The 21,938-nt window shown below is 69.0% G+C and carries 21 protein-coding genes; 11 read left to right on the top strand and 10 right to left on the bottom strand.

Annotated elements, in window-relative coordinates; genetic code table 11:
• Positions 1–91: 91 nt before the first annotated feature.
• The 7 genes from QO011_RS09855 to QO011_RS09825 form a co-directional block, all read right to left on the bottom strand.
• A complete protein-coding gene (locus QO011_RS09855; RefSeq protein ID WP_307270876.1) occupies positions 92–1,426 on the bottom strand; it encodes an MmgE/PrpD family protein in 1,335 nt (444 codons plus the stop codon).
• A gap of 63 nt (positions 1,427–1,489) precedes the next feature.
• Positions 1,490–2,242 (bottom strand): 3-oxoacyl-ACP reductase FabG, encoded by a 753-nt coding sequence (gene fabG / locus QO011_RS09850; RefSeq protein ID WP_307270874.1) that lies wholly within the window; start codon positions 2,240–2,242, stop codon positions 1,490–1,492.
• Complete coding sequence (locus QO011_RS09845; RefSeq protein ID WP_307270871.1) at positions 2,239–3,621, bottom strand: MmgE/PrpD family protein; 1,383 nt, start codon at positions 3,619–3,621, stop codon at positions 2,239–2,241. The genes fabG and QO011_RS09845 overlap by 4 nt, the downstream gene beginning before the upstream one ends.
• Positions 3,618–5,108, bottom strand: a complete 1,491-nt coding sequence (locus QO011_RS09840) for a tripartite tricarboxylate transporter permease (protein WP_307270869.1) — start codon at positions 5,106–5,108, stop codon at positions 3,618–3,620. Before QO011_RS09840 ends, QO011_RS09845 begins: the two co-directional genes overlap by 4 nt.
• An 8-nt stretch (positions 5,109–5,116) precedes the next feature.
• Entirely contained in the window at positions 5,117–5,695 is a 579-nt protein-coding gene (locus QO011_RS09835; protein ID WP_307270868.1) for a tripartite tricarboxylate transporter TctB family protein, read from the bottom strand.
• Positions 5,692–6,735 (bottom strand): tripartite tricarboxylate transporter substrate binding protein, encoded by a 1,044-nt coding sequence (locus tag QO011_RS09830; RefSeq protein WP_307270866.1) that lies wholly within the window; start codon positions 6,733–6,735, stop codon positions 5,692–5,694. The genes QO011_RS09835 and QO011_RS09830 overlap by 4 nt, the downstream gene beginning before the upstream one ends.
• A 37-nt stretch (positions 6,736–6,772) precedes the next feature.
• Positions 6,773–7,456 (bottom strand): FCD domain-containing protein, encoded by a 684-nt coding sequence (locus QO011_RS09825; protein WP_307270863.1) that lies wholly within the window; start codon positions 7,454–7,456, stop codon positions 6,773–6,775.
• 109 nt (positions 7,457–7,565) lie between these two features.
• Between QO011_RS09825 and QO011_RS09820 the strand changes: the two genes are divergently transcribed.
• The 8 genes from QO011_RS09820 (at position 7,566) to QO011_RS09785 (ending at position 16,391) form a co-directional block, all read left to right on the top strand.
• Positions 7,566–8,150, top strand: a complete 585-nt coding sequence (locus tag QO011_RS09820; RefSeq protein ID WP_307270861.1) for a chromate transporter — start codon at positions 7,566–7,568, stop codon at positions 8,148–8,150.
• Positions 8,137–8,682 carry a chromate transporter gene (locus QO011_RS09815; RefSeq protein ID WP_307270859.1) on the top strand — a complete coding sequence of 182 codons (546 nt, stop codon included), beginning with the start codon at positions 8,137–8,139 and terminating at the stop codon, positions 8,680–8,682. The genes QO011_RS09820 and QO011_RS09815 overlap by 14 nt, the downstream gene beginning before the upstream one ends.
• A 118-nt stretch (positions 8,683–8,800) precedes the next feature.
• The gene (locus QO011_RS09810; RefSeq protein ID WP_307270856.1) at positions 8,801–9,868 is read left to right on the top strand and encodes an ABC transporter ATP-binding protein; all 1,068 of its coding nucleotides are present in this window, start codon (positions 8,801–8,803) and stop codon (positions 9,866–9,868) included.
• Positions 9,869–9,945: 77 nt separating this feature from the next.
• Complete coding sequence (locus QO011_RS09805; protein ID WP_307270852.1) at positions 9,946–10,992, top strand: ABC transporter substrate-binding protein; 1,047 nt, start codon at positions 9,946–9,948, stop codon at positions 10,990–10,992.
• An 8-nt stretch (positions 10,993–11,000) separates the two neighbouring features.
• A complete protein-coding gene (locus tag QO011_RS09800) occupies positions 11,001–12,734 on the top strand; it encodes an ABC transporter permease (RefSeq protein ID WP_307270849.1) in 1,734 nt (577 codons plus the stop codon).
• A gap of 234 nt (positions 12,735–12,968) precedes the next feature.
• Entirely contained in the window at positions 12,969–13,676 is a 708-nt protein-coding gene (locus QO011_RS09795; RefSeq protein WP_307270846.1) for an FCD domain-containing protein, read from the top strand.
• Positions 13,677–13,872: 196 nt separating this feature from the next.
• A complete protein-coding gene (locus QO011_RS09790) occupies positions 13,873–15,288 on the top strand; it encodes an MmgE/PrpD family protein (RefSeq protein WP_307270842.1) in 1,416 nt (471 codons plus the stop codon).
• Positions 15,289–15,299: 11 nt separating this feature from the next.
• Positions 15,300–16,391, top strand: a complete 1,092-nt coding sequence (locus QO011_RS09785; RefSeq protein ID WP_307270840.1) for an isocitrate/isopropylmalate dehydrogenase family protein — start codon at positions 15,300–15,302, stop codon at positions 16,389–16,391.
• Positions 16,392–16,404: 13 nt separating this feature from the next.
• On the opposite strand, the gene QO011_RS09780 is transcribed toward QO011_RS09785, so the two are convergent.
• Together QO011_RS09780 and QO011_RS09775 are read right to left on the bottom strand one after the other, a co-directional pair.
• Positions 16,405–16,731: a DUF8220 family protein gene (locus QO011_RS09780; protein WP_307270837.1), complete on the bottom strand. Its 327-nt coding sequence runs from the start codon at positions 16,729–16,731 to the stop codon at positions 16,405–16,407.
• A gap of 139 nt (positions 16,732–16,870) precedes the next feature.
• A complete protein-coding gene (locus QO011_RS09775) occupies positions 16,871–17,332 on the bottom strand; it encodes an Lrp/AsnC family transcriptional regulator (protein WP_307270835.1) in 462 nt (153 codons plus the stop codon).
• 89 nt (positions 17,333–17,421) lie between these two features.
• Between QO011_RS09775 and QO011_RS09770 the strand changes: the two genes are divergently transcribed.
• Positions 17,422–18,366: a threonine ammonia-lyase gene (locus QO011_RS09770; RefSeq protein WP_307270831.1), complete on the top strand. Its 945-nt coding sequence runs from the start codon at positions 17,422–17,424 to the stop codon at positions 18,364–18,366.
• A gap of 67 nt (positions 18,367–18,433) precedes the next feature.
• Here QO011_RS09770 and QO011_RS09765 read toward each other — a convergent pair whose 3' ends face one another.
• A complete protein-coding gene (locus tag QO011_RS09765; RefSeq protein ID WP_307270827.1) occupies positions 18,434–19,420 on the bottom strand; it encodes an alpha/beta fold hydrolase in 987 nt (328 codons plus the stop codon).
• A 286-nt stretch (positions 19,421–19,706) separates the two neighbouring features.
• Here QO011_RS09765 and QO011_RS09760 point away from each other — a divergent pair, with 286 nt between their 5' ends.
• Together QO011_RS09760 and QO011_RS09755 are read left to right on the top strand one after the other, a co-directional pair.
• Complete coding sequence (locus QO011_RS09760) at positions 19,707–20,747, top strand: PdxA family dehydrogenase (protein ID WP_307270824.1); 1,041 nt, start codon at positions 19,707–19,709, stop codon at positions 20,745–20,747.
• Between the two features lie 16 nt (positions 20,748–20,763).
• Complete coding sequence (locus tag QO011_RS09755) at positions 20,764–21,837, top strand: tartrate dehydrogenase (RefSeq protein ID WP_307270821.1); 1,074 nt, start codon at positions 20,764–20,766, stop codon at positions 21,835–21,837.
• Positions 21,838–21,938: the final 101 nt, after the last annotated feature.

The following is a 21,938-nucleotide window of genomic DNA, read 5'->3' as shown; positions in this document are numbered from 1 at the left end:
ACGCGACGGAGGCTCCGCGCCGCGCTTGTGCGCCCGGGAGCCGCGCGTCGCGATCCGCTACGAGCCAAGCCTCCGGGGAAGAGAGGTCGTCCTACGCCGCCGCGCCGCGGGCGATGGCGGCAGCGTCGCCGAGGGTCTCGATCTGCCAGCAGCTCGAGCGCAGGCGCTCGGCTGCAGCCGGCCCGAGCACTGGCTCCGCCAGACCGGCGAACTTGGCGTCGAGGCCGGCGTCGGACATCGGCCGCTCCAGGCTGCCGATGGCATGGGCGACGTGACGTTCGAGGACGCGTCCGTCCTGGAGCAGGATCCTGACACGGCATTCGTCGTCGGCGATTGCCGGCGAGGCGGTCGCCACGACGCGATCGCGCAGGGCGATGACGGCGGGATCGCGCACGACCGCGTCGCCATACTCCTCCTCGCCCGCCCGGCCATGAAGGATGGCGACCGCCGCCGAGTGGTAGACGCTGAACTTGCCTTCGAGGCCGACCTGCGGCGTCTTCTTGCCGGTCAGCTCCAGGACGAGCGGCGCGACGGTGAGCTCGATGCGCTCGATGTCGGAGGCCTTCAGGCCGAATTCGTTGCGCAGCTGGATGCAGCCGTCGATCGAGGGGTGGATGACGATGCCGCAGGCGAAGGGCTTGTAGGTGTTGAGCGCGATCTCGAAGCTTTCGCCGAGACCGTCGGTGATCGCGCCGAAGTCGCGCGCCGTCGCCATGACATGGGCGAAGCCCCGCGGGGCTTCGAGCACGCGGTCGGACGAGGTGAAGCCCCGCTCCGCCAGGAAGGCGGCGAGGAGGCCGTTCTGCGCGGCACGGCCGGGATGAAAGCTCTTGCACATCGTGCCGAACATCTCGCGGAAGCCGGAGGATTGCGTGCCGGCAATGCCGAGCGCCCAGACCATCTGCTGCTCGTCGAGGCCGAGCAGGCGGCCGGCGGCGGCCGCGGCGCCGAACACGCCGGCCGTGCCGGTGATGTGCCAGCCGATGTCGTAATGCGCTGGGTAGACGGCGTTGCCGATGCGGCACTCGACCTCGACGCCGAGGATGAAGGCGTGCAGGAGCTCGCGTCCGCTCACCGGCCGGAGCTCGGCGAGGCCGATCAGTGCCGCGGCGACCGGGCCGGCGGGATGGATGATGGTCTTCAGGTGGGTGTCGTCGAAGTCGAAGACATGGCCGGCAATGCCGTTGAGCAGCGCCGCGTTGAGCAGATCGAGCCGCTCGCTGCGGCCGAGCAGCCCGGCCTGGGCGCTGCCGGCGAAGGGCGAGACCGCGGCGAGGGCGAGATCGACGCTGCGATGGCGCGAGCCGCCGACCGCGCAGCCGACCCAGTTGACCAGGGAGCGCACGGCCTCGCGGCGGACAATCTCCGGTACACTGTCGACGGGCGCCTCCACGACATAGCGGGCCAGCGTGCGGGTGACGTCCATCGATGGTTCTCCAGAGCTTGCAATCGATCTTCGAAGGGGAGGGAGCCGGCCCGGCGCGGGGGCTCACGCCATGTAGGCCCCGCCATTGGCGTGAATGGTCTGGCCGGTGATGTAGCGGGCGGCGGGGCCGCAGAGATAGCGCACCAGCGCCGCGACCTCGTCCGGCCGGCCGCGGCGGCCGACCGGCGGCTGGTGGACGGCGTGGTGCGAGGGCACCGCCGCGCCGGACCGCACGGTGTCGATCATGCCCGGCGAGACGCAGTTGACGGTGATGCCCTTTGGCGCGAGGTCGTGCGCCAGGCCGCGGGTGAAGCCGGCGAGGCCGGCCTTGGCCGCAACGACATGGGCGCGATTGGCGGCGCCGCTGTGCCCCGACAGCCCGCCGATATTGACCACGGCGCCCTGGCTCGACCGTTCGAGATGGGGCAGGGCGGCATGGGCGGTGAGGAAGGCGCCGTCGAGGATGATCGACAGCACCTCGCGCCATTCCGCGAATGCGAGCTCGGCGAAGGGCGTCTCGCGCCGCACAGCGGCATTGTTGACCAGGATGTCGATGCCGCCGAACTTCGCCGCGGTCGCCTCGATGAGCGCGTCGACCGCTTCCGGGTCGGTGACGTCGGCCAGCATGGCGGCTGCCGTGCCGCCGGACCTGGCGATGGCCTCGACCACGGCTTCGGCCTCGTCCAGGGAGTTGCGCGCATTCACCATCACGGCGGCGCCGGCGCCCGCCAGCTCGAGGGCGATGACGCGCCCGATATTGCGGGCGCCGCCCGTGACGATCGCCACCCGTCCTGCCAGTTCGCGCCCCTCGCTCATACACGAAACTCCGCGATGGCGGCGAGATCGGCGCTGTCGAACAGGCTGTGCGAGAGATCGCGAAAGCGGTTCGCCACCGCTTCGCTCCAGCCGCCGTGGAGCGCGTTGTCGATGAACTTGGCCTCGACCTCGGCGGTCGAGAGCGGAGCATGCACGCCGCCACGCATATGGCCCTGGCGGATCTCGTGCACGGTGCCGTCCCTCAGCGTCGCCGTGAGCTGGCCGGTGAAGTTGGCGGGATATTCGTCGTCGGGGTCGACGACGTAGCGGATCCGCGAGGCGAGGGCGAGCACGCGCTCGTCCCGCACCTTCTCCTCGGTGAACTGCGCCAGGCCGGCCTTGCCCTCGATGAAGCCGATCGCCATGCACCAGGGCGTGCCGAATTTCGCGGCATAGGCCGTCGGCGGACGGTGCTTGAGCGCCAGCGGTTCCCACAGCCGATGCACGGTGCCTTCGCCGACGCGGCACAGGATGGTGTCGATATCGTCCGCAGCGACGCCGCGGCGGGCGAGCTCGATGGCGCAGTCGATGAAGGGCTGGGTCATGGTCCCGCAGGCATAGGGCTTGAAGGCGATGGCCTCGCTGACCCAGCGCTCGCCGAGGCCGTCCAGGAGCTGGCGGAAATCCGGAGCGAGCGAAGGCGCGAAGGCCTTGAAGACGCCATGCGTCCCTTCGAAGACCGTGCGCGGGCCGGTGAAGCCGCCGCGGGCCATCAGCGCGGCGCGGATGCCCGATTGCGCCGCCCATCCCGCATGCATGCGCTTGGTCCAGCTGCCGTCGGCGAGATATTCGATGATCCCGGAGGCCATGCTGCCGGCGATGCCGAGCGCCGCCGCGATCTCGGGCGGCCGGAGCCGCAGCGCCGCGCCGACGCCGCCCGCCGCCGCCAGGGCGCCGAGCACGGCGGTGGGATGGAAGCCGGCCTTGTGGATCGCCTTCGGGGTGACCAGGCTGAGCCGGCAAAGCAGCTCGGTGCCGGCGGCGATGCCGACGAGCAGACGTTCGCCGCCGAGCCCCTCGCGCTCGCAGGCGGCCAGCACGGCGGGGACGATCACCGTCCCCGAATGCACCGGGCCGCCCTCGAACGTGTCGTCATAGTCCTCGCCATGCGCGGCCGTGCCGTTGACCAGCGCGGCGCCGAAGGCGTCGAAGCCGCCGCCGTGGCCGAGCGCCGAGCAGGCGCCGCCGCGGTCGACGGCGGCGAGGGTCGCCGAGACGTAGTCCTGCCGGCGCGCGGCGATGGCGAGGCCGGCGATGTCGAGCAGCAGCTTGCGGGCGGTCTCGACCACGGCACCGGGCAGGGCGGCGCGATCGGTTGCGGCGAGCCAGAGCGCCAGGGTGTCGCTGATGGCCGATGTGGCGGATGCGGGGCTGTTCACGGATGGGCTTCCCTTGCAGTGTGGGACCGACCGTCCTTCCAGTGGCGAACCAGGGCGCTGATGAGGAAGCCGGCGGCGACGATCAGCAGGCCGGCGGAGATCGGATCGCTGAGGAACACGGTCACGTCCCCGTCGGAGAGGACGAGGGCGCGGCGGAAGTTCGATTCGACCATGAAGCCAAGCACCACGCCGAGCACCATCGGCAGCACCGGCATGCGGAGATAGCGCATGGCGAAGCCGACCGCGCCGAAGGCCAGCGTCAGGCCGACCTGGAACAGGCTGTTCTCGATGGCATAGACGCCCGACAGCACCAGCGCGAAGATGAAGGCCATGAGGTAGGGCTGCGGCCGGTTCACCAGCCAGATGCACGGCGGCATGATGAGATAGCCCACCGGGATCAGGGCGAAGACGCTGACGGCGAGGCCGAGATAGAGGTCTGTCACCACCTCCCCGTGCTGGACGAACAGCATCGGCCCCGGGATCAGCCCCTGGATCAGGAAGCCGCCGAGCAGCACCGCGGCCGAGTTCGAGCCGGGGATGCCGAGGCTGAGCATCGGGATCAGGGCCGTCTTCGACGTCGCGGTGTTGGCGGCCTCCGGCGCGGCGATGCCCTCGGGCGAGCCGTGGCCGAACTCCTCCTTGCGCGAGGACCAGCGCCGCGCCTCGTTATAGGCGAGGAAGGAGGCGACCGTGCCGCCGGCGCCGGGGGTGACGCCTTCGATCAGGCCGACGATCGAGCCGATCAGCTGGGCCGGGGCGATCCGCCGCCACATCGACGGGCTCGGGAACACCACGCGCGCCTGCGCCCGGTCGGCCTTGGCCCATTGGCTCTCGCCGCTCTTGGTCATCAGCTCGGCGACGGCGTAGAGGCCGACCATCACCAGGATCGGCGGGATGCCCGACAGGAGCTCGGGGCTGTCGAAGGTGAAGCGGTTCATGCCGGTGACCGGATCGGTGCCGATCGAAGCCACCATCAGGCCCATCACCCCGGCCATCAGGCCCTTGATCAGGGAGTCGCCCGACAGCGAGGCGATGACGCTGAGCCCGAGCATGCCGAGGGCGAAATAGGAGGAGGGCTGGAAGGCGAGCGCGACCTGCGACAAAGGCTTGGTCAGCAGCACCAGCATCATCAGGCCGACGATGCCGCCGACCACGCCGGAGAACAGCGAGATGCCGAGCGCCTCGCCGGCGCGGCCCTGCTGGTTCATGGCATAGCCGTCGAGCAGCGTCGCCGCGGCGGAATTGGTCCCGGGCGTGCGGATCAGGATGGCCGGGATCGAGCCGCCATATTCGGCGCCGTAATAGGTCGAGCCGAGCAGCACCACGGCGGCCGAGGGGTCCATGCCATAGGTGAAGGGCAGCAGCAGCGCCATGGTGATCGACGGGGATATGCCGGGCAGGGCGCCGCCGAGCACGCCCCAGATCACGCCGGCGACGGCGGCCGGGACGATCGGCGTGGTGAAGAGCGTGGCGAGGAGAGCTTCCATGGCCGTCCTCAGGGGATGACCGAGGGCCACAGGCCCATCGGCACGGGGAGGTGGAGGACATGGGCGAAGACCAGCCAGAACAGCGCGGCGCCGCCGATCGCCGCCAGCGCCAGGCTGCGCCCGGCCTTGCCGCCCTGGTAGAGCACCATCGCTGATATGAGCAGGGCGATGCCGAGGGGATAGCCGATCGCCGGCAGGGCCAGGACATAGGCAATGCCGATCGCCAGGACACCGGCCGCGCGGGCGACGTCGCGCAGCGCGACGTCCTCGCCGCGGCGGGGTCGGGCGCTTCGCCCCGGCGCCGCTTCGTCGGCGGCCGGCGGCCTCGCTGTCGGCGCGCCCCGCCTGTCGGCTGCGGGCGAGCGGCCGAGCACCGAGCGCGCGATCAGCACGACCGAGAGCGCGGCCAGCACGCCGGCATAGCCGATCGGCAGCCCGCTCGGCCCGATCGCATCGGCCAGCATGCTCTCCGGGATGGCCCTGGCGCCGAGATAGTAGAGGAGCGCGACGACGAGCGTCGCCACGCCGCAGACCGCATCGCGGCCGACGGTGGCGCGCGACGTGCGGTCGGTCGAACGGGCGTTCATTTGATCACCCCGCTCTTCCTGAGAAAGGCGGTGGTGTCGCTGCCGAAGCCGTCGATGAACCTGATGTAGTCGGCATGGTTCATGAAGCCGGGCTGGAGATTGTTCTCCAGGTAGACTTTCTCGTAGGCGGGATCGGCGAGCAGCTTGGGAATGGCCTCCTCCCAGGCGGCGATCACCTCGGGCGGCGTGTTCTTCGGGCCGGCGAGGCCGCGGAACTTGACCACCGCGACGTCGACGCCCTGCTCCCGCGCGGTCTTGAGGTCGGGGAACTGGTCGAGCCGCTTGTCGCCGAGCACCGCCAGCAGGCGGATCTTGCCGGCATCGAGCTGGGCGCGGATCTCCTCGACCTCGCCGACACCGATGTCGAGCCCGTGGTTGAGCACGTTGATCAGCATGTCGCCGCCGCCCTCGAAAGTGACGATCGAGGCGTTGACGCCGGTCTTCTGCTTGATCTGCTCGAGCGCCTGGCGCTCGAGCGAGGCCGGGTTGGCCGCGCCCCATTTGCCGCGCGCTTCCCTGGCATGCGCGATCACCGAGGCGAGGTCGGGGAAGGCGGAGTCGGCGGCGGTGTAGACGACCTCGGGGTCGTAGAACACGTTCACCAGCGGCTCGAGGTCCTTGTAGGTCGCCGCAGGGTGGCTGAGCAGCGAGGTATAGATGTAGGTCGGCGTGGTGGCATAGAGCATCGTGCCGTCGGGCGGGGCCGACGCGGTGATCGCCACCGCCTTGGCGCCGCTGCCGCCCTGGATGTTCTGCACGATCAGCGTGCCGCCGAGATGCGCCTGCAGATGCGGCAGCATCTCGCGCAGGAAGACGTCGCTGCCGCCGCCCGGGCTGGAATGGGTGACGAGCGTCACGACGCCGCTCGGATATTTGCCGGCTGCAAGAGCCGGAGCGGTGATCGCCGCGCAGAGCGCGGCGGGGATCGTCGCGCAGAGCGCGGCGGGGATCGTCGCACCGAGCGCGGCGGGGATCGTCGCACCGAGCGCGGCGGCGATCGCCAGCCGCGCCATGGCGAGCTTGAACGGGTCTGCGGTCATGGTCCTCCCTCTCGTTCTTGTGTCTTTCCCGGGGTGGTCAGGCCGTCCCGGTCTGTCCGTCCTCGCGGCCGGGCAGGATCATCCGCGCCTTACCGTTCTGGACGTGGAGGAACGCCGCTTCCATGGCGGCGAGCGGCCGGTGCCCGCGCAGGGCCTCGAGGATGGCGCGATGCTCGCTGTTCGAGACCGAGAGGCCGCCGCCGTGCAGCAGGCCGCGCTCGCGGAACAGGTGCAGCGCCTTGATCGCCTCGCGATAGGCGGCCAGCAGGCTTGCGTTGCCGGCAAAGCTCAGGATCCGCTCGTGGAAGGCGAGGTTGAGCGGATAGTAGTCCTCCAGCGACTGCCGCGCCGCGGCCGCCTCCATGCCGAGAAGCAGGGCGTCGAGCTCGTCCAGCTCGGCGTCCGTGATGGTGGCGGCCAGCAGGCGGGCCGCGGTGGCGAACAGGCCGGCGCGCAGGTCGTAGAGCTCTGCAGCCTGGCGGTCGTCGATCCGGCGCACGTACACCCCGCGATTGGGGACGAGCTCGAGCAGGCCCTTCTCGACCAGGGCCCGGCAGGCCTCGCGCACCGGCCCGCGGCTGACGGCGAAGCGCGCGGCGAGCAGGTTCTCGTTGAGGCGCTCGCCCGGGCCGAAGGCGCCCGACAGGATCAGCGCCTCGATCTCGCGCCGCAGCACGCTGGTCAGGGAATGGTTCTGGAGGAATTCGAGGTCGCCGCCCATGTGGTGACGTTCTACTATTTACTGCAAACTGTCAACAGACTACAAAACCGTGGTTGCACGGCCGTCGCGGCCGTGGCACTACCGCCGAGCTCACCCTGAGGAGCCGCCCATGGACGGAGCCAGCCCGTCGCCGCCTGCCGAGGAGGCCGGCCGGCAAAGCCTCGCGGCCCTGTTCTTCGTCTTCGCCAAGCTCGGCATCACCAGCTTCGGCGGCGGCGTCAGCGGCATGATGCATGCCGAGCTGGTGGTCAGGCGGCGCTGGATGCGGGAGGACGAGTTCCTTGAAGGCCTGGCGGTCAGCCAGGCGCTGCCCGGCGTCAACGTCGCCAACCTGGCGATCTGGCTCGGCTACCGTGCCCGCGGCGCCGGCGGGGCCTTGATCGCGCTCGCGGCCGTCATCCTGCCGCCGGCCGTCCTCATCGTGCTGATCGGCGAGACGCTGCTCCGCCTCAGCGCCTGGCCCGTCGCCGGCGCCTTGCTCGCCGGCGTGGCGGCCACGGCCATGGGCCTGTCGCTCGCCGTCGGCTACCGGGCGGCGCGCCATGCCGGCGGTGATCTCGCCTCGGTGGCCATCCTCGCCGGCACGATCGTCGGTGCCCTCGTCTTCCACCTCTCGACCCCGGTCCTGATCGCGGTGTTCGCCCCGATCGGCATCGGCCTGGCCTTCGGACGCTCCCGCCGTGAACAAGGATGATCCGCTCCTCGCGCTGGTCCTCACCTTCGCGCCGCTGTCGCTGATGACGATCGGCGGCGGCGTCTCGATCCTGGGCGACGTTCGGCGCAGCGTCGTCGACCAGCATCATTGGCTGAGCGGGCCGGGCTTCCTCGACGTGTTCGCCGTGTCGCGGGTGGCGCCCGGCCCCGGCACGCTGATCGTCACCCTGATCGGCTGGCACGTCTCGGGCTGGCTCGGCGCCGTGCTCGCGACCGCAGCCATCTTCCTGCCGTCCTCGCTGCTCGTCTTCGGCATCGCCTATCTCTGGCACAGCCATCCCGGCGCGATCTGGCAGCGCGCCGTGGCCAAGGGCCTGGCGCCGATCGCAGCCGGGCTGGTGCTCTCCAGCGTCTTCTCGCTGCTGCGCGACGCCAGGGGAGGGTGGGTGGCCTGGTGCGTGGCGCTGCTGGCGGCGGTCGCCGTCTCGCGCACGAAGGCTGGCGCCCTGGCGCTGATGCTGGCCGGCTCGGTCCTGTTCCTGGGGCTGGCGGTCGCGACCGGGCAGGTCTGATTCCTGCCGCTGAATTGGGTCGTTTTCAGTTTATTGTTGACAATTGACAGAGTTAAGGAAACCATCACGGCAGGCAAGAACAAGAAGCCCATGTGCCAGCAGCAGGCAGGGAAACGGCATGGCCTTTGTGGAACTGGACGGCCTGACCAAGCGCTACGGCAGCCTGACGGTCGTCGATGCGGTCGATCTCGCCATTGAAAAGGGCACGCTGGTCTGCCTGCTCGGCCCGTCGGGATGCGGCAAGACCACGACGCTGCGCCTGATCGCCGGCTTCGTCCAGCCCTCGGACGGCCGGATCCGCGTCGGCGGGCGGGTGATCTCCTCGCCTGGGGCCAGCGAGCCGCCCGAGGCGCGCAACATGTCGATGATCTTCCAGAGCTATGCGCTCTGGCCGCACATGACCGTGTTCGAGAACGTCGCCTACGGCCTGAAGCTCCGGCGCCTGGGCCGGGAGGACGTCCGCACCCGCGTCGGCCGCATCCTGCAGGCCACGCGCCTGGCCGAGCTCGCCGAGCGCTATCCCGCCGAGCTCTCCGGCGGCCAGCAGCAGCGGGTGTCGCTGGCGCGCGCCCTGGTCGTCGAGCCGGAGACGCTGCTGCTCGACGAGCCGCTGTCCAACCTCGATGCCAATCTGCGCGAGGAGATGCGCTTCGAGATCCGCCGGCTGCACGACGAGTTCCGCTACACCACCGTCTATGTCACCCATGACCAGACCGAGGCGATGACCGCTGCCGACATGATCGTGGTGATGAACCGGGGCGCGGTCGAGCAGGCCGGCACGCCAGAGGAGATCTATCAGCGGCCCCGCTCGAAATTCGTGGCGCAGTTCATCGGCGGCACCAATGTCTTCTCGGGCCGCCGCGTCGGCGCGGACGCGGTCGATTGCGGCGGCGGGCTCGTGCTGCGCTGCGGCGGCGGCGATTTTGCCACCGGCGCCGAGACCGCGGTCTCGGTGCGTCACCACGACGTCCGGCTGGCGCGGCAGCGGCCGCCGGGCGAGGACACCAACTGGGCGGCCGGGCAGGTCGTGCGGCAGGTCTATCTCGGCTCCCACCGCGACTATCTCCTCAGCACATCGGGCGGCGACACGGTGCGGGCGATCGCGCCCGTCGACGTCGCCATTCCCGCGGGCGAGCAGGTCTGGCTCCATTGCCCGCCGGACACCTGCCGGGCGCTCGCACTTTAGCTCGGCGCCGACGGCCGGCTTTCCCGGCCGACGGTCAAGACCAGAGCCTTGCCAGCACGAAACCAGGGAGGGAATCCATGTCGAGGACCATGATCGCAGCGGCCGTCTTCGTCGGCGGCCTGGCATTGAGCCAGGCGGCGTCGGCGGGCGCCCCGGCCCCCTATCCCGTCACATCGGACCTCGTCGCCGCGGCCACCAAGGAGGGCCACGTCGTCTACTACACCTCGACCGACGTGCAGGTGGCCGAGAAGCTCGGGGCCGCCTTCAAGGCGAAATATCCCGGCATCAGCGTCCAGGTCGAGCGTGCCGGCTCCGAACGCGTCTTCCAGCGCATCGGCCAGGAATATTCCAGCGGCGTCTACAATGCCGACGTGATCGAGACCTCGGACGCCGCGCATTTCCTGGTGTTCAAGGACCAGGGCTGGCTCAGCCCCGCGGTCCCCGAGGACGTGGCCAAGTATTGGCCCGAGAAGGACCGCGACCCCGACGGGCAATATGCCGCGTTCCGCTGCACCCTGACCGTCCTCGCCTACCGCTCCGACCTGGTGAAGGCGGAAGACGCGCCCAGGACCTGGACCGACCTTCTCGACCCCAAATACAAGGGCAAGCTCGTCAAGTCGCATCCCGGCTACAGCGGCAACGTCATGACCGCGACCTATGCGATGAGCCAGCTCCTGGGCTGGGACTATTTCGAGAAGCTCGGCCACCAGGGCATCATGCAGGTCCAGTCCTCGACCGAGCCGCCCAAGATCCTGTCGCAGGGCGAGCGGCCGATCCAGGCGGACGGCAACGAATACAACGTCTTCATCCTTCAGGATAAGGGCGTGCCGATCAAGGTGGTCTATCCCCCCGAGGGCACCTCGATCGCCTTCGGCAATGCGGCGATCCTCGGTCACGCGCCGCATCCCAACGCCGCCAGGCTGTTCTACGCCTTCATGTTCACCCAGGAGGCCCAGCAGCTGAACTACGACTTCGGCGGCCTGCGCTCGGTCCGGCCCGACATCAAGGAGAAGGCGACGCGCACGCCGCTGTCGCAGATCAAGCTGATCTATTCCGATCCCGCCGCCGTGCGCGATGCGGTCGACACCATCAAGCAGAAATACGAGCAGTATTTCGGAACATGAGGCAGACGGTGACCAGCACCACACTGACCCTCGGCGGCGCGGGCGGCAGGCCGGCGCGGCGTCTCGATCTCTCGACACCGCTGTTCCTCCTGCTCGCCGCCATCCTGTGCGTGCTGGTCCTGCTGCCGCTGTTCTGGCTGGCCTGGTACAGCCTGGTCGACAAGAGCGGCATGCCGACGCTGGCCAATTTCGGCCGCCTGCTGGTCGATCCGGCCATCCGGCGCGCCTTCCTGATCGCGCTCGCGCTGGCCGCCGGCGTCGGCTTCTTCTCCTGCCTGGTCGCAACCCCGCTCGCCTGGCTGGTGGCGCGCACCGACATGCCGGGGCGGCGCTTCATCCGCAGCCTCGTCACCGCCTCCTTCGTCACGCCGCCCTTCCTCGGCGCCCTTGCCTGGGAGATGCTGGCGGCGCCGAACAGCGGCATCCTCAACGCAATCTACCGCTGGGCCTTCGGCGCCGATCCCTCCGACTACCTCTTCAACATCTTCTCCTTCCCCGGCCTGGTCTTCGCCGTCACCTGCTACTCCTTCCCCTTCGTCTTCACCCTGGTGGCCAATGCCCTGGACAGGGTGCCGTCGGACCTGGAGGAGGCCTCCGCCATCCTTGGCGCCAGGCCGGGCGCGACGCTCAGGCGCATCACCCTGCCGATGGTGCTGCCGGCAATGCTGGCCGGCTCGCTGGTCGCCGTGGTGCAGGCGCTGACCATGTTCGGCTCGCCGGCGATCCTCGCCCTGCCGGCCGGCTTCCACGTCATCACCACCAAGATCTGGAGCTTCTTCCAGTTCCCGCCGCGCCTCGACCTCGCGGCCGCCAGCGCCCTGCCGCTGCTCGTCGTCACGGTGCTCCTGCTGCAGGGGCAGAAATGGCTGCTCGGCCGCCGCGGCTATACCGTGCTCGGCGGCAAGAGCGGCGCGGCGCGCCGCGTGCGGCTCGGGCGCTGGGCCTGGCTCGCCTGGGCCTATGTCGTCCTGATCCTCTGCCTCACCGTGATCTTCCCCTATGCGGCGCTCCTGAAGACGGCGCTGACCCACACCATCGCCGAGCCGCTGACGTGGGAGAGCCTGACGCTGCACAATTTCGAGTTCGTGCTGTTCGACTTCTCCAGCACGCGGCTCGCCATCTGGAACACGCTGGTGCTCGGCCTGATGACGGCGACCATCGCCACGGCCATGGCGCTCGTCATCGCCTATCTCGTGGCGCGGCGCCCGGTCGCCGGCACGAGCTGGCTCGGCCTGCTCGCCACCGCCCCGATCGCCGTCCCCGGCATCGTGCTCGGCGTCGGCCTGTTCCTGGCCTATGCCAATCCGACGTTCCGCCTCTACGGCACGCTGTGGATCCTGCTGATCGCCTTTCTCACCCTGGAGCTGCCGGCCGGCTACCAGCAGCTCTCGGCCGCCTTCAGCGGCGTGCATCCGGAATTGGAGGAGGCGAGCCGCATCCTCGGCGCCACGCGCCTCAGGAGCCTGTGGCAGATCACGGCGCCGCTCCTGCGCACCAACATCGTCGCGGCCTGGTGCTTCGTCTTCATCGGCACCATCCGCGAATTGTCGGCGACCATCCTCCTGACGACGGCCAACACCAAGCTGGTCTCGGTGATCATCTACGATCTCAACGAAAGCGGCGATTTCGGCGCGATCTCGGTGCTCGGCATCCTGCTTCTCGTCGTCTCCTTCACCGTCGTCTTCATCGCCAACCGGGTGCCGGTCCTGGGCGGGCCGGGCGCCAGGGAGGGGACGACCTGAGGCCGCCCGGCCCGGCCGCCGTTTCGGAGCTCGGACACATGAAATCTCGCCCGGCGCTTGACAAGATGCGGCACCATCCGAGTGATGGCTGGCAACGCATCGGGAACAGGAGTCGATCGCAGTGCTGGCCTCGCCGTTGAAGAAGGGGGATCCGGACATGGGCGGTGGACATGAAGGATACACATCGCCGGCCGCGCGGTGCCGTGTTCCGGCGATCCGGCGGGAGAGCAGGCCATGAGCGACAGCCCCGCCGACGCGCCGAGCTTCTCCCCGATCGATTTCCTGCGCACGCGCTCGCTCGCCAACGTGGTGCAGGCCGAGATCGAGCGGATGATCGTCGAGGGTGAGTTCACGCCGAACGAGCGCATCAACGAGAACGCCCTCGCCCAGCGCCTCGGCGTCAGCCGCGGGCCGATCCGCGAGGCCTGCAGCGCGCTCGCCGCCCTCGGCCTGATCCAGATCATCCCCAACCGCGGCTTCTTCGTCCGCGAGCTCAGCGAGAGCGAGGCCCGCGAGGTCTCCGAAGCGCGGGCAGGTGTCTTCGCCTGCATGGCCATGCTGCTCGCCGAGCGCATCACCGAGCCCGAGGTCGCCAAGCTCAGGGCCCTGGTCGACCGCATGGACGAGCTCGCCAGGCTGGGCGAGGTCAGCCAGTACTATCCGGTCAACCTCGAGTTCCATTCGGAGGTGGCGCGGATGTGCGGCAATGCCCGCCTGGCGCAGATCTATCTCAGCCTCGCCCGTGAGCTGCACATCCAGCGCTACCGCGCCCTGTCGAGCGGCGACGTGCTCGACGTCTCGAATGCCGAGCATCGCGCCCTTCTCGACGCCGTCGCGGCGCATGATGCCGCGCGCGCCTTCGCCGCCGGCCGCGCCCATATCGTCAACGGCATGCAGCGCACGCACCGGGCCGCGCTGGCGCGAAGCCCGGCGAAGCGTTAGGGATCGCGTTGTCGTCAGAAAATTGTTGACAGTTTACCATTCGTAGGTCCACTTTCCCTGAGAAGGCGACGGAGCGTGTTGCCGTCTCGGCATGACGCTTCGCCACCGCGCTCGGGCGCCTTGCGGCGCCTGGAGACCTTGGTGCGACGGCTCGGCGGGTGATCCCCGCGGCCGCGCCCGCTGCGAGAGGAAGGCCATGCAGGATATCGCCCGCGCCGGCGTCGAACTCACCAACCATGTCGCCGACTTCGTCGTGAGCACGAAGGCGGACGACCTGCCCGAGGCGGTCGTCGCCCTCGGCAAGAAATCCATTCTGGACGGCATCGGCCTCGCCCTGTCCGGCTCGGTGGCCCAGAGCGGCGCGCTGGTGCGCCGGCATCTCGACGAGCTCGGCCTCGCCGCGGGCGCCGCGACCGTGATCGGCGGCGGCCGCAAGGTGGCGCCGCGCTTCGCCGCCTTCGCCAACGGCGTCGGCATCCATGCCGACGACTATGACGACACCCAGCTCGCCGTCGCCGCCGACCGCGTCTATGGCCTCCTGACCCATCCGACGGCGCCGGCCCTGCCGGCCGCGCTCGCCGTCGGCGAGCTCACCGGCGCCTCGGGCCGCGACGTCATGCTCGCCTACCATCTCGGCGTCGAGGTCGAGTGCAAGATTGCCGAGGCGATCGATCCGCGCCACTACCAGACCGGCTTCCACGCCACCGCCACCTGCGGCACCTTCGCCGCCGCCGCCGCCAGCGCGGCGCTGATGGGCTTCGACCGCGAGACCACGGCGCGGGCCCTGTCGATCGCCGGCAGTCAGTCGGCCGGCCTGCGCGAGAATTTCGGCACGATGACCAAGCCCTTCCATGCCGGCCGCGCCTCGGAGAGCGGCGTCGCGGCGGCGCAGTTCGCCGGCTATGGCTGGACGGCGACGGACAGGATCCTGGAGGCGCCGCGCGGCTTCTTCCGGGCGGCCGGCGGCGGCTACGACCTCGCCGCCATCCATGGCCGCCTCGGCGCGCCCTGGACCTTCGCCGACCCCGGCATCTCGATCAAGCCGCACCCATCCGGCTCGCTGACCCATCCCGGCATGACCGAGATGCTGCGCCTGATCCGCGAGAACGGCATCGAGGTAGCGGACGTGGAGCGCGTGCGCGTCGGCACCAATTCGAACATGCCGAACGCCCTGATCCATCATCGCCCGCATGACGAATTGCAGGCCAAGTTCTCGATGGAGTTCTGCATGGCCATCCTGTTGCTGGAGGGCAGGGCGGGCCTGGCCGAGTTCACCGACCCCACGACGCAGCGTCCCGATGTCAAGGCGATGATCGAAAGGATCGACTTCGTCGTCGACGAGGAGGCCGAGCGGGCCGGCTATCACAAGATGACGACGATCATCGACATCTCCCTGCGCAACGGCCGCACCGTCCACGGCCGGGCCGATTTCGGCAAGGGCAGCCCGGCCGATCCGATGAGCTACGAGGAGGTCGCCGACAAGTTCCGCGACTGCGCCGGGCATGCCCGGCTCGGCCGGGCCGCGGCGGACGAAGTGGTGGCGCGGGTGCGCGACCTCGAGACGCTGCCTTCGATCGCGCCGCTGATGGCGCTCGTCATCCGGGCCGGCTGAGGGCAGCGCGCATGGCTCCTCTCACCATCGGCGTCCTCGAGGGGGACGATATCGGCCACGAGATCGTGCCGGCGGCCGTGCGCGTCGCCCGCGCCGCCTCGGCCCGCGCCGGCCTTGCCATCGACTGGAGGCCGATGCCGATCGGGCGCCGCGCTCTCGACAGCCACGGCTCGACCTTGCCGGAAGGCACCCTCGAAGCGCTGTCCGGCATGGACGGCTTCATCCTCGGGCCGATCGGCCATCAGGCCTATCCCAAGGGGCCGGGTGCGATCAATCCGCACCCGATCATGCGCAAGCATTTCGGCCTCTTCGCCAATGTGCGCCCGACCCGCGCCTTCCCCGGCCTCGGCGCCCTGCGCGACGACATCGACCTCGTCATCGTGCGCGAGAACAACGAGGGCTTCCAGCCGGACCGCAACGTCGTCGCCGGCTGCGGCGAGTTCCGCCCGACCGAGGACGTCACCATCTCGGTCCGCGTCATTACCCGCGCCGGCAGCTACCGCGTCGCCAGGGCGGCGCTCGCCATCGCCCGCTCGCGGCGCAAGAAGCTGACGCTGGTCCACAAGAACACCGTGTTCAAGCTCGGCTGCGGCATGTTCGTGGAGGAGTGCTACCGCGCCGCGCGCGAGTTTCCCGACGTCGCGGTCGACGAGGTCATCGTCGATACCTTCGCCATGCGCCTGGTGCGCGAGCCGCAGATTTTCGACGTGGTGGTGACCACCAACATGTTCGGCGACATCCTGTCCGACGAGGCGGCCGGCCTGGTCGGCGGCCTCGGCATGGCGCCGGGCCTGTGCATCGGCGAGGGCGACATCGCCATGGCGCAGGCGACGCACGGCTCGGCCCCCGACATTGCCGGCAAGGGCATCGCCAATCCCTATGCGATGATCGAATCCACCCGGATGATGCTGGAATGGCTCGGGCTCAACCGGGGCGTCGGCGAAGCCGTGACGGCCGCGGCGCTGATGCAGCGCGCCATCGCGACGGCGCTGGCTTCGCCGCAGACCCGCACCGGCGACATCGGCGGCGCCACCGGCACGCAAGGCATGACGGATGCCATCGTCGGAGCGATCGAGCGGGAGGCGGCGGCAGATCTCGCATAGACGACAGCCGGGCCTATCGAGGACCTCGGACATGCCGACGTCGTTGCGCCGGATTGAGAGCGTCCGCCGGCCAGTCCGCCTCCTGCTTCGACGCCGGAAAATGGCTGCGCTTGCCGGCAAAGCCGTAGAACAAGGTCCCGTGGATGCCCTGGACGTCCCGCTTGGGGATGGGACGATCCCAGACCGGCCCGAGCGCGTTCAGGGCCTGTGCGTCGAGGTCTTCGGCAAATTGAAGATCCTGCCCCTCGGCCGGGAAAAGCAAAGCGAATTCCGCATTCGTAGCCTGGAAGATGCTGAAGGTGCAGTTGTCGGCACCGTCGATGACCTGAATGTTCTTCATGGCCGAGCCCTGGGGTGGTTGAGCCGAAAACGATCGCCGCGACCTCATGCCGGTGATCTGGCCACGTCAATTCTTATCGTCGCTTCCATCTCCGTCGGAACAGTCGAATCGATTTCGTCGAGATCGCCGCGAAGAGCCGTCACGCGTGGACGGAAAGCTCCAAGCCATGCTTGATCGTTTTGAGCGCGATCAGGCTCTTGTATTTTCGCACGAGCGCCTGTTGTTCATTCATGAGCCGATCGACAAAGGCATTGTATTCTTCGAGGTTGCGGACAACCACCAGCAGGACAAAGTCGACGTCGCCGGTGACATACCAGCAGGATTGAACTTCAGGCGCACGATCCAACCACCGCTGGAATTGCTCCAGCGTGTGTCGATGTTCGTTCTGGATTTCCAGCTCGACCAGAATGGACAAGGTGCGATCGACGGCTTTCGGACTGACCACCGCCACGATCTTCTCGATGACCCCATCCTGCTTCAGTTTGCTGATTCGGCGTTCGACGGCCGAGGTGGAAAGATTGACGGTGTCAGCAATGACCTTGCCGGGAACGTCGGCGGTCTCCTGGAGGATCGAAAGAATGGTGCGGTCGATGTCGTCCATGGCGTGCGCTCGACCATAGATGCGGAAAATCCGCTATGAGCCTGATTTATACGCGGTTTTTCCGCGTAGAGAATTCATAATGTCTCCTCATGACAAAACAAGCGCCTCTCTCAGCCACGAACATCGAGGATGCGCGCAGGCGCATCGATCCGATCTTTCTGAACACCAGCCTGCTGCATTCCGAAAGGCTGGCGCTGTCCCTCGTCGCAAAGGACGAAACGGACAACCCGATCCGCAGCTTCAAGGGGCGCGGTACAGGGTATTTTTGCGCAGATCTCACCGACGCCGGAGCGCCTCTGGTCACGGCATCGGCCGGGAACTTTGGTCAGGGGCTTGCCTATAATGCCGCGCGGCATGGGCGACCTCTGGTCGTCTTCGCGAGCCTGAAGGCCAATCCGCTGAAGATCGATGCCATGCGCAGGTTTGGGGCGGAGGTCCTTCTCGTCGGGGAGGACTTCGACGCTGCCAAGGAAGCCGCCAAGACCTACGCCGGCGAACGGAATCTGCAGTTCGTCGAGGACGGTGCGAGCGCAGCCATCGCGGAAGGGGCTGGAACGATCGCGGCGGAACTGACCGAAGAGGTCGAAGATATCGACGCAGCTTTCATTCCGCTCGGCAACGGTGCGCTGGCGGCCGGAATAGGGTGCTGGTTCAAGTCGAGATCGCCGCTGACAAGGGTCGTCGCCGTTGCCGCAAAGGGCGCGCCCTGCATGGCTCTGTCCTACAAGGCGGGTGAAGTGATCTCGACCCGCGAGGCTTGCACGATCGCCGACGGAATTGCTGTCCGGAATCCCGTGCCGTCGGCGATCGCATGGCTCAAGGAAACCATCGACGACGTCGTTCTCGTCGATGACGACCAGATTCTGGATGCGATGCGGTTCGCCCATGAAACATGGAACCGCCTCGTCGAGCCGGCCGGAGCGGCGGGGCTCGCAGCCGTTCTCGCACAAGCGTCTGCGCTGAACGGCAGCCGCGTCGCGACCATCTTGTGTGGTGCGAACCTCACGGATCAACAGATCAAGGCATGGCTTTGACCGGCCGGGGCCCGGGGTCAGGCCGCTGCCGGGCGGCGGCGTTGCGAAAGTCCGGGACGCGCCGGCGCTATGCGGCATCCCGCGCGGCCGAATAGGGCCGGGGCTCGCCGCCGTTGAAGAAGGTCCAGAAGCTTTCGTAGACGAGGTCGGGCCGGTGCTCCGCCGGATAGTGCCCGGTCGGGATGGCCCAGCCCCTGAGGTCCTCGGCCCAGGGCGACCAGGCCTCGATCGGCTTGAGGTGGCGGCCGACATGGCTGTTGCTGCCCCACAGCACCAGCACCGGGCAGCCGATCCTGCGCTTGCCGAAATCGGTGCTGTCCATGGCGAGGTCGAGCGTCACCGTCGCCCGGTAGTCCTCGCACACCGCATGGATCTGCGCGGGCGTGGTGCAGCGGGCATATTCGGCCAGGGCCTCCGGCGTGAAGATCTCGAGGCCGACGCCTTTCTTGTTGAGCTTGTACTGGATGTAATAGTCGAGGTCGGCGCAGATCAGCCGCTCGGGGAAGGGCGCCTTCTGCGCCATGAAGAACCAGTGATAGCTCTCCAGGCCCCAGCCCAGCGTCACGTTGGTCAGGAGATGATGGGTCGGAATGATGTCGAGGGCGCAGAAGCGGCTGACGCGCTCCGGCCGGTCCAGCGCCATGCGGAAGCCGACGCGCGCCCCGCGGTCGTGGCCGGCCAGGGCGAAGCTGTCGAAGCCGAGGCTGTCCATCACGTCGAACGCGTCCTCGCCCATGGCGCGGAAGGTGTAGGCGGCATGGTCCGGCCCACCGTCCGGCTTGGAGCTGTCGCCATAGCCGCGCAGGTCCGGGGCCACCACGGTGAAGGACCTGGCCAGGGTCGGCGCGATCCGGTGCCAGCTCACATGCGTCAGGGGATTGCCGTGCAGCAACAAGAGCGGCGGGCCCTCGCCGCCGACCGCGACGTTGATCTCGGCGCCGCTCGTGCGGATCGTGCGCCGGGAGAAGCCCTCCATCAGGCTCGCATGGCGCTCTGCCAGCGGCGGCATCGCGGTCTGCGCCGGACTTGCGGCTGCGCCCGTTCGGCTTTGCATGGGCCGTCCTCCCTCAAGATGCGTCCGCAGATAAGCGCGCTGCGCTCTCCGCCGTCATGGCCGGGTTCGTCCCGGCCATCCACGCGAACACAGGCTCATGTCGAGTTCGCGTGGATGGCCGGATCAAGTCCGGCCATGACGAACCGCCTCACGACCCCGGACGGCGCATAAGGTCCCCCTCAGATTGCTTATTGTCAACAATATTCAGTTGACTTTTTGCCGCGCCCCTTCACCATGCGCCGGCGTCCAGCGACGGCCTGCCGCCGCTCGAGCCGAGGAGGCGTCCATGTCCCGACCGGCCGGTTCCCCCGACCTGCCCCGCATCGCCCTCCTGCTCGGCGACATGACCGGCATCGGTCCGGAGCTCTGTGCCCGCGTGCTGGCGGACGGCCGATTGCGCGAGGCGGCGCGCATCCTCGTCCTCGGCGACCGCCGCGTGCTCGACATGGGGGAGCGCGATACGGGCGTGCGGCTGGCTGTCCGGGCGGTATCGAGCATCGAGGACATCGACTGGGACGACGCCGCGACGCCGCTCCTCGACCTCGGCAATATCGATCCCGGCCGCCTGCCGCGCGGCGTCGTCTCGCCGGAGTCCGGCCGGCTGACCGGCGAGACCCTGGCCGAGGCGGTGCGCCTGGCCCAGGCGGGTGCGATCGATGCCGTCACCTTCGCCCCGCTCAACAAGGCGGCCCTGCATGCCGGCGGCTGGAAGTTTCCCGACGAGCACAAGATGTTCGCCCATCTCCTCGGCCATCGCGGCTATTTCTCCGAGATGAACGTGCTCGACGGGCAATGGATGTCGCGGGTCACCTCGCACGTCTCGCTGCGCACCGCGCTCGACCAGATCAGCCATGCCAGCATCCTCGAGGCGATCGGGCTTGTCGACCGCACCATGCGGCGGGCGGGGATCGAGACGCCGCGCATCGCCGTCGCCGCGCTCAATCCGCATGCCGGCGAGAACGGCCTGTTCGGCCGCGAGGAGATCGAGGTCATCGGCCCGGCGGTGCAGGCCGCCGCGGCGAGCGGCATCGACTGCAAGGGCCCGTTCCCGGCCGACACCGTCTACATCAAGGCCTTCGCCGGCGCGTATGACAGCGTCGTCGCCATGTATCACGACCAGGGCCAGATCGCGACCAAGCTGCGCGGCTTCAACCGCGGCGTCACCGTGACGGCCGGTCTCGACACGGTCTTCACCACGCCGGCGCACGGCACCGCCTTCGACATCGTCGGCAAGGGCGTGGCGAGCACCGGCGCCCTGGAGAGCGCGCTGCGCCTCGCCGCCACCCTCGCGAGCCGCGCGGCGCAGCGCGGCCGCGCCGCCGCCTGACCGGAAGGCACGTCCCATGGCCCCTTCGAACACGCTCCGCATCGCGGTCATCCCCGGCGACGGCATCGGCAAGGAGGTCATGCCCGAGGGCGTCCGCGTCCTGGAGAAGGCCGCGGCGCGCTTCGGCATCGGCCTCACGCTCGACTGGTTCGACTTCGCCTCCTGCGACTATCACGCCCGGCACGGCCGGATGATGCCGGAGGACTGGAAGGAGCGGATCGGCTCGCACGATGCCATCTTCTTCGGCGCCGTCGGCTGGCCGGCGACGGTGCCCGACCATGTCTCGCTCTGGGGCTCGCTGCTGCAGTTCCGCCGCGAGTTCGACCAGTACGTCAACCTGCGCCCGGTCCGCCTGATGCCGGGCGTGCCGTGCCCGCTCGCCGGACGCAGGCCCGGCGATATCGATTTCTGGGTGGTGCGCGAGAACACCGAAGGCGAATATTCCTCCATCGGCGGGCGCATGTTCGCCGGCACCGACCGCGAAGTGGTGGTGCAGGAGACGGTGATGACCCGGATCGGCGTCGACCGCGTCCTCAAATTCGCCTTCGACCTCGCCGCCCGGCGGCCGCGCCGGCACCTGACCTCGGCCACCAAGTCGAACGGCATCTCGATCACCATGCCCTATTGGGACGAGCGCGTCGAAGCGATGGCGCAGGCCTATCCCGGCGTGACCTGGGACAAGTTCCACATCGACATCCTCACCGCGCATTTCGTGCTGCATCCCGACTGGTTCGACGTGGTCGTCGCCTCCAACCTGTTCGGCGACATCCTCTCCGACCTCGGCCCCGCCTGCACCGGCACGATCGGCATCGCGCCCTCCGCCAATATCAATCCGGACCGCAGCTTTCCCTCGCTGTTCGAGCCGGTGCACGGCTCGGCCCCCGACATCGCCGGCCAGGGCGTGGCCAATCCGGTCGGGCAGATCTGGTCCGGCGCGATGATGCTGGAGCATCTCGGCCATGCCGAAGCCGCGGCCGCGATCGTCGCGGCGATCGAGCGGACGCTGGCCGAGCCCGCGCTGCGCACGCGCGACCTGGCCGGCCGGGCGGATACGCAGGCCTGCGGCAAGGCCATCGCCGGGGCACTCTGAGCGGGCGGCCGCATCGCGCCCCCGATCGGCGTGTCGGGCGAAGCGCTGTCGTGCCTTCCCCGCCCATTCCCTAGCGGCATTGACCGAAGGGAACAAAGGCG

This window comes from Labrys wisconsinensis, from assembly GCF_030814995.1.
Lineage (GTDB): Bacteria > Pseudomonadota > Alphaproteobacteria > Rhizobiales > Labraceae > Labrys > Labrys wisconsinensis.
Note: the sequence above shows the minus strand (reverse complement) of the source record. Positions and strands in the feature narration are given on the sequence as shown.

What these genes read in the sequence shown, in the direction of transcription:
- QO011_RS09825 (WP_307270863.1), bottom strand. Translation starts at nt 7,456, where the DNA reads ATGGGCGGCGACCTCGAATTCCTCCAGAACCATTCCCTGACCAGCGTG.
- QO011_RS09780 (WP_307270837.1), bottom strand. Translation starts at nt 16,731, where the DNA reads ATGAAGAACATTCAGGTCATCGACGGTGCCGACAACTGCACCTTCAGC.
- QO011_RS09820 (WP_307270861.1), top strand. Translation starts at nt 7,566, where the DNA reads ATGGACGGAGCCAGCCCGTCGCCGCCTGCCGAGGAGGCCGGCCGGCAA.
- QO011_RS09835 (WP_307270868.1), bottom strand. Translation starts at nt 5,695, where the DNA reads ATGAACGCCCGTTCGACCGACCGCACGTCGCGCGCCACCGTCGGCCGC.
- fabG (WP_307270874.1), bottom strand. Translation starts at nt 2,242, where the DNA reads ATGAGCGAGGGGCGCGAACTGGCAGGACGGGTGGCGATCGTCACGGGC.
- QO011_RS09760 (WP_307270824.1), top strand. Translation starts at nt 19,707, where the DNA reads ATGTCCCGACCGGCCGGTTCCCCCGACCTGCCCCGCATCGCCCTCCTG.
- QO011_RS09855 (WP_307270876.1), bottom strand. Translation starts at nt 1,426, where the DNA reads ATGGACGTCACCCGCACGCTGGCCCGCTATGTCGTGGAGGCGCCCGTC.
- QO011_RS09775 (WP_307270835.1), bottom strand. Translation starts at nt 17,332, where the DNA reads ATGGACGACATCGACCGCACCATTCTTTCGATCCTCCAGGAGACCGCC.
- QO011_RS09790 (WP_307270842.1), top strand. Translation starts at nt 13,873, where the DNA reads ATGCAGGATATCGCCCGCGCCGGCGTCGAACTCACCAACCATGTCGCC.
- QO011_RS09755 (WP_307270821.1), top strand. Translation starts at nt 20,764, where the DNA reads ATGGCCCCTTCGAACACGCTCCGCATCGCGGTCATCCCCGGCGACGGC.
- QO011_RS09795 (WP_307270846.1), top strand. Translation starts at nt 12,969, where the DNA reads ATGAGCGACAGCCCCGCCGACGCGCCGAGCTTCTCCCCGATCGATTTC.
- QO011_RS09765 (WP_307270827.1), bottom strand. Translation starts at nt 19,420, where the DNA reads ATGCAAAGCCGAACGGGCGCAGCCGCAAGTCCGGCGCAGACCGCGATG.
- QO011_RS09805 (WP_307270852.1), top strand. Translation starts at nt 9,946, where the DNA reads ATGTCGAGGACCATGATCGCAGCGGCCGTCTTCGTCGGCGGCCTGGCA.
- QO011_RS09830 (WP_307270866.1), bottom strand. Translation starts at nt 6,735, where the DNA reads ATGACCGCAGACCCGTTCAAGCTCGCCATGGCGCGGCTGGCGATCGCC.
- QO011_RS09785 (WP_307270840.1), top strand. Translation starts at nt 15,300, where the DNA reads ATGGCTCCTCTCACCATCGGCGTCCTCGAGGGGGACGATATCGGCCAC.
- QO011_RS09810 (WP_307270856.1), top strand. Translation starts at nt 8,801, where the DNA reads ATGGCCTTTGTGGAACTGGACGGCCTGACCAAGCGCTACGGCAGCCTG.
- QO011_RS09840 (WP_307270869.1), bottom strand. Translation starts at nt 5,108, where the DNA reads ATGGAAGCTCTCCTCGCCACGCTCTTCACCACGCCGATCGTCCCGGCC.
- QO011_RS09770 (WP_307270831.1), top strand. Translation starts at nt 17,422, where the DNA reads ATGACAAAACAAGCGCCTCTCTCAGCCACGAACATCGAGGATGCGCGC.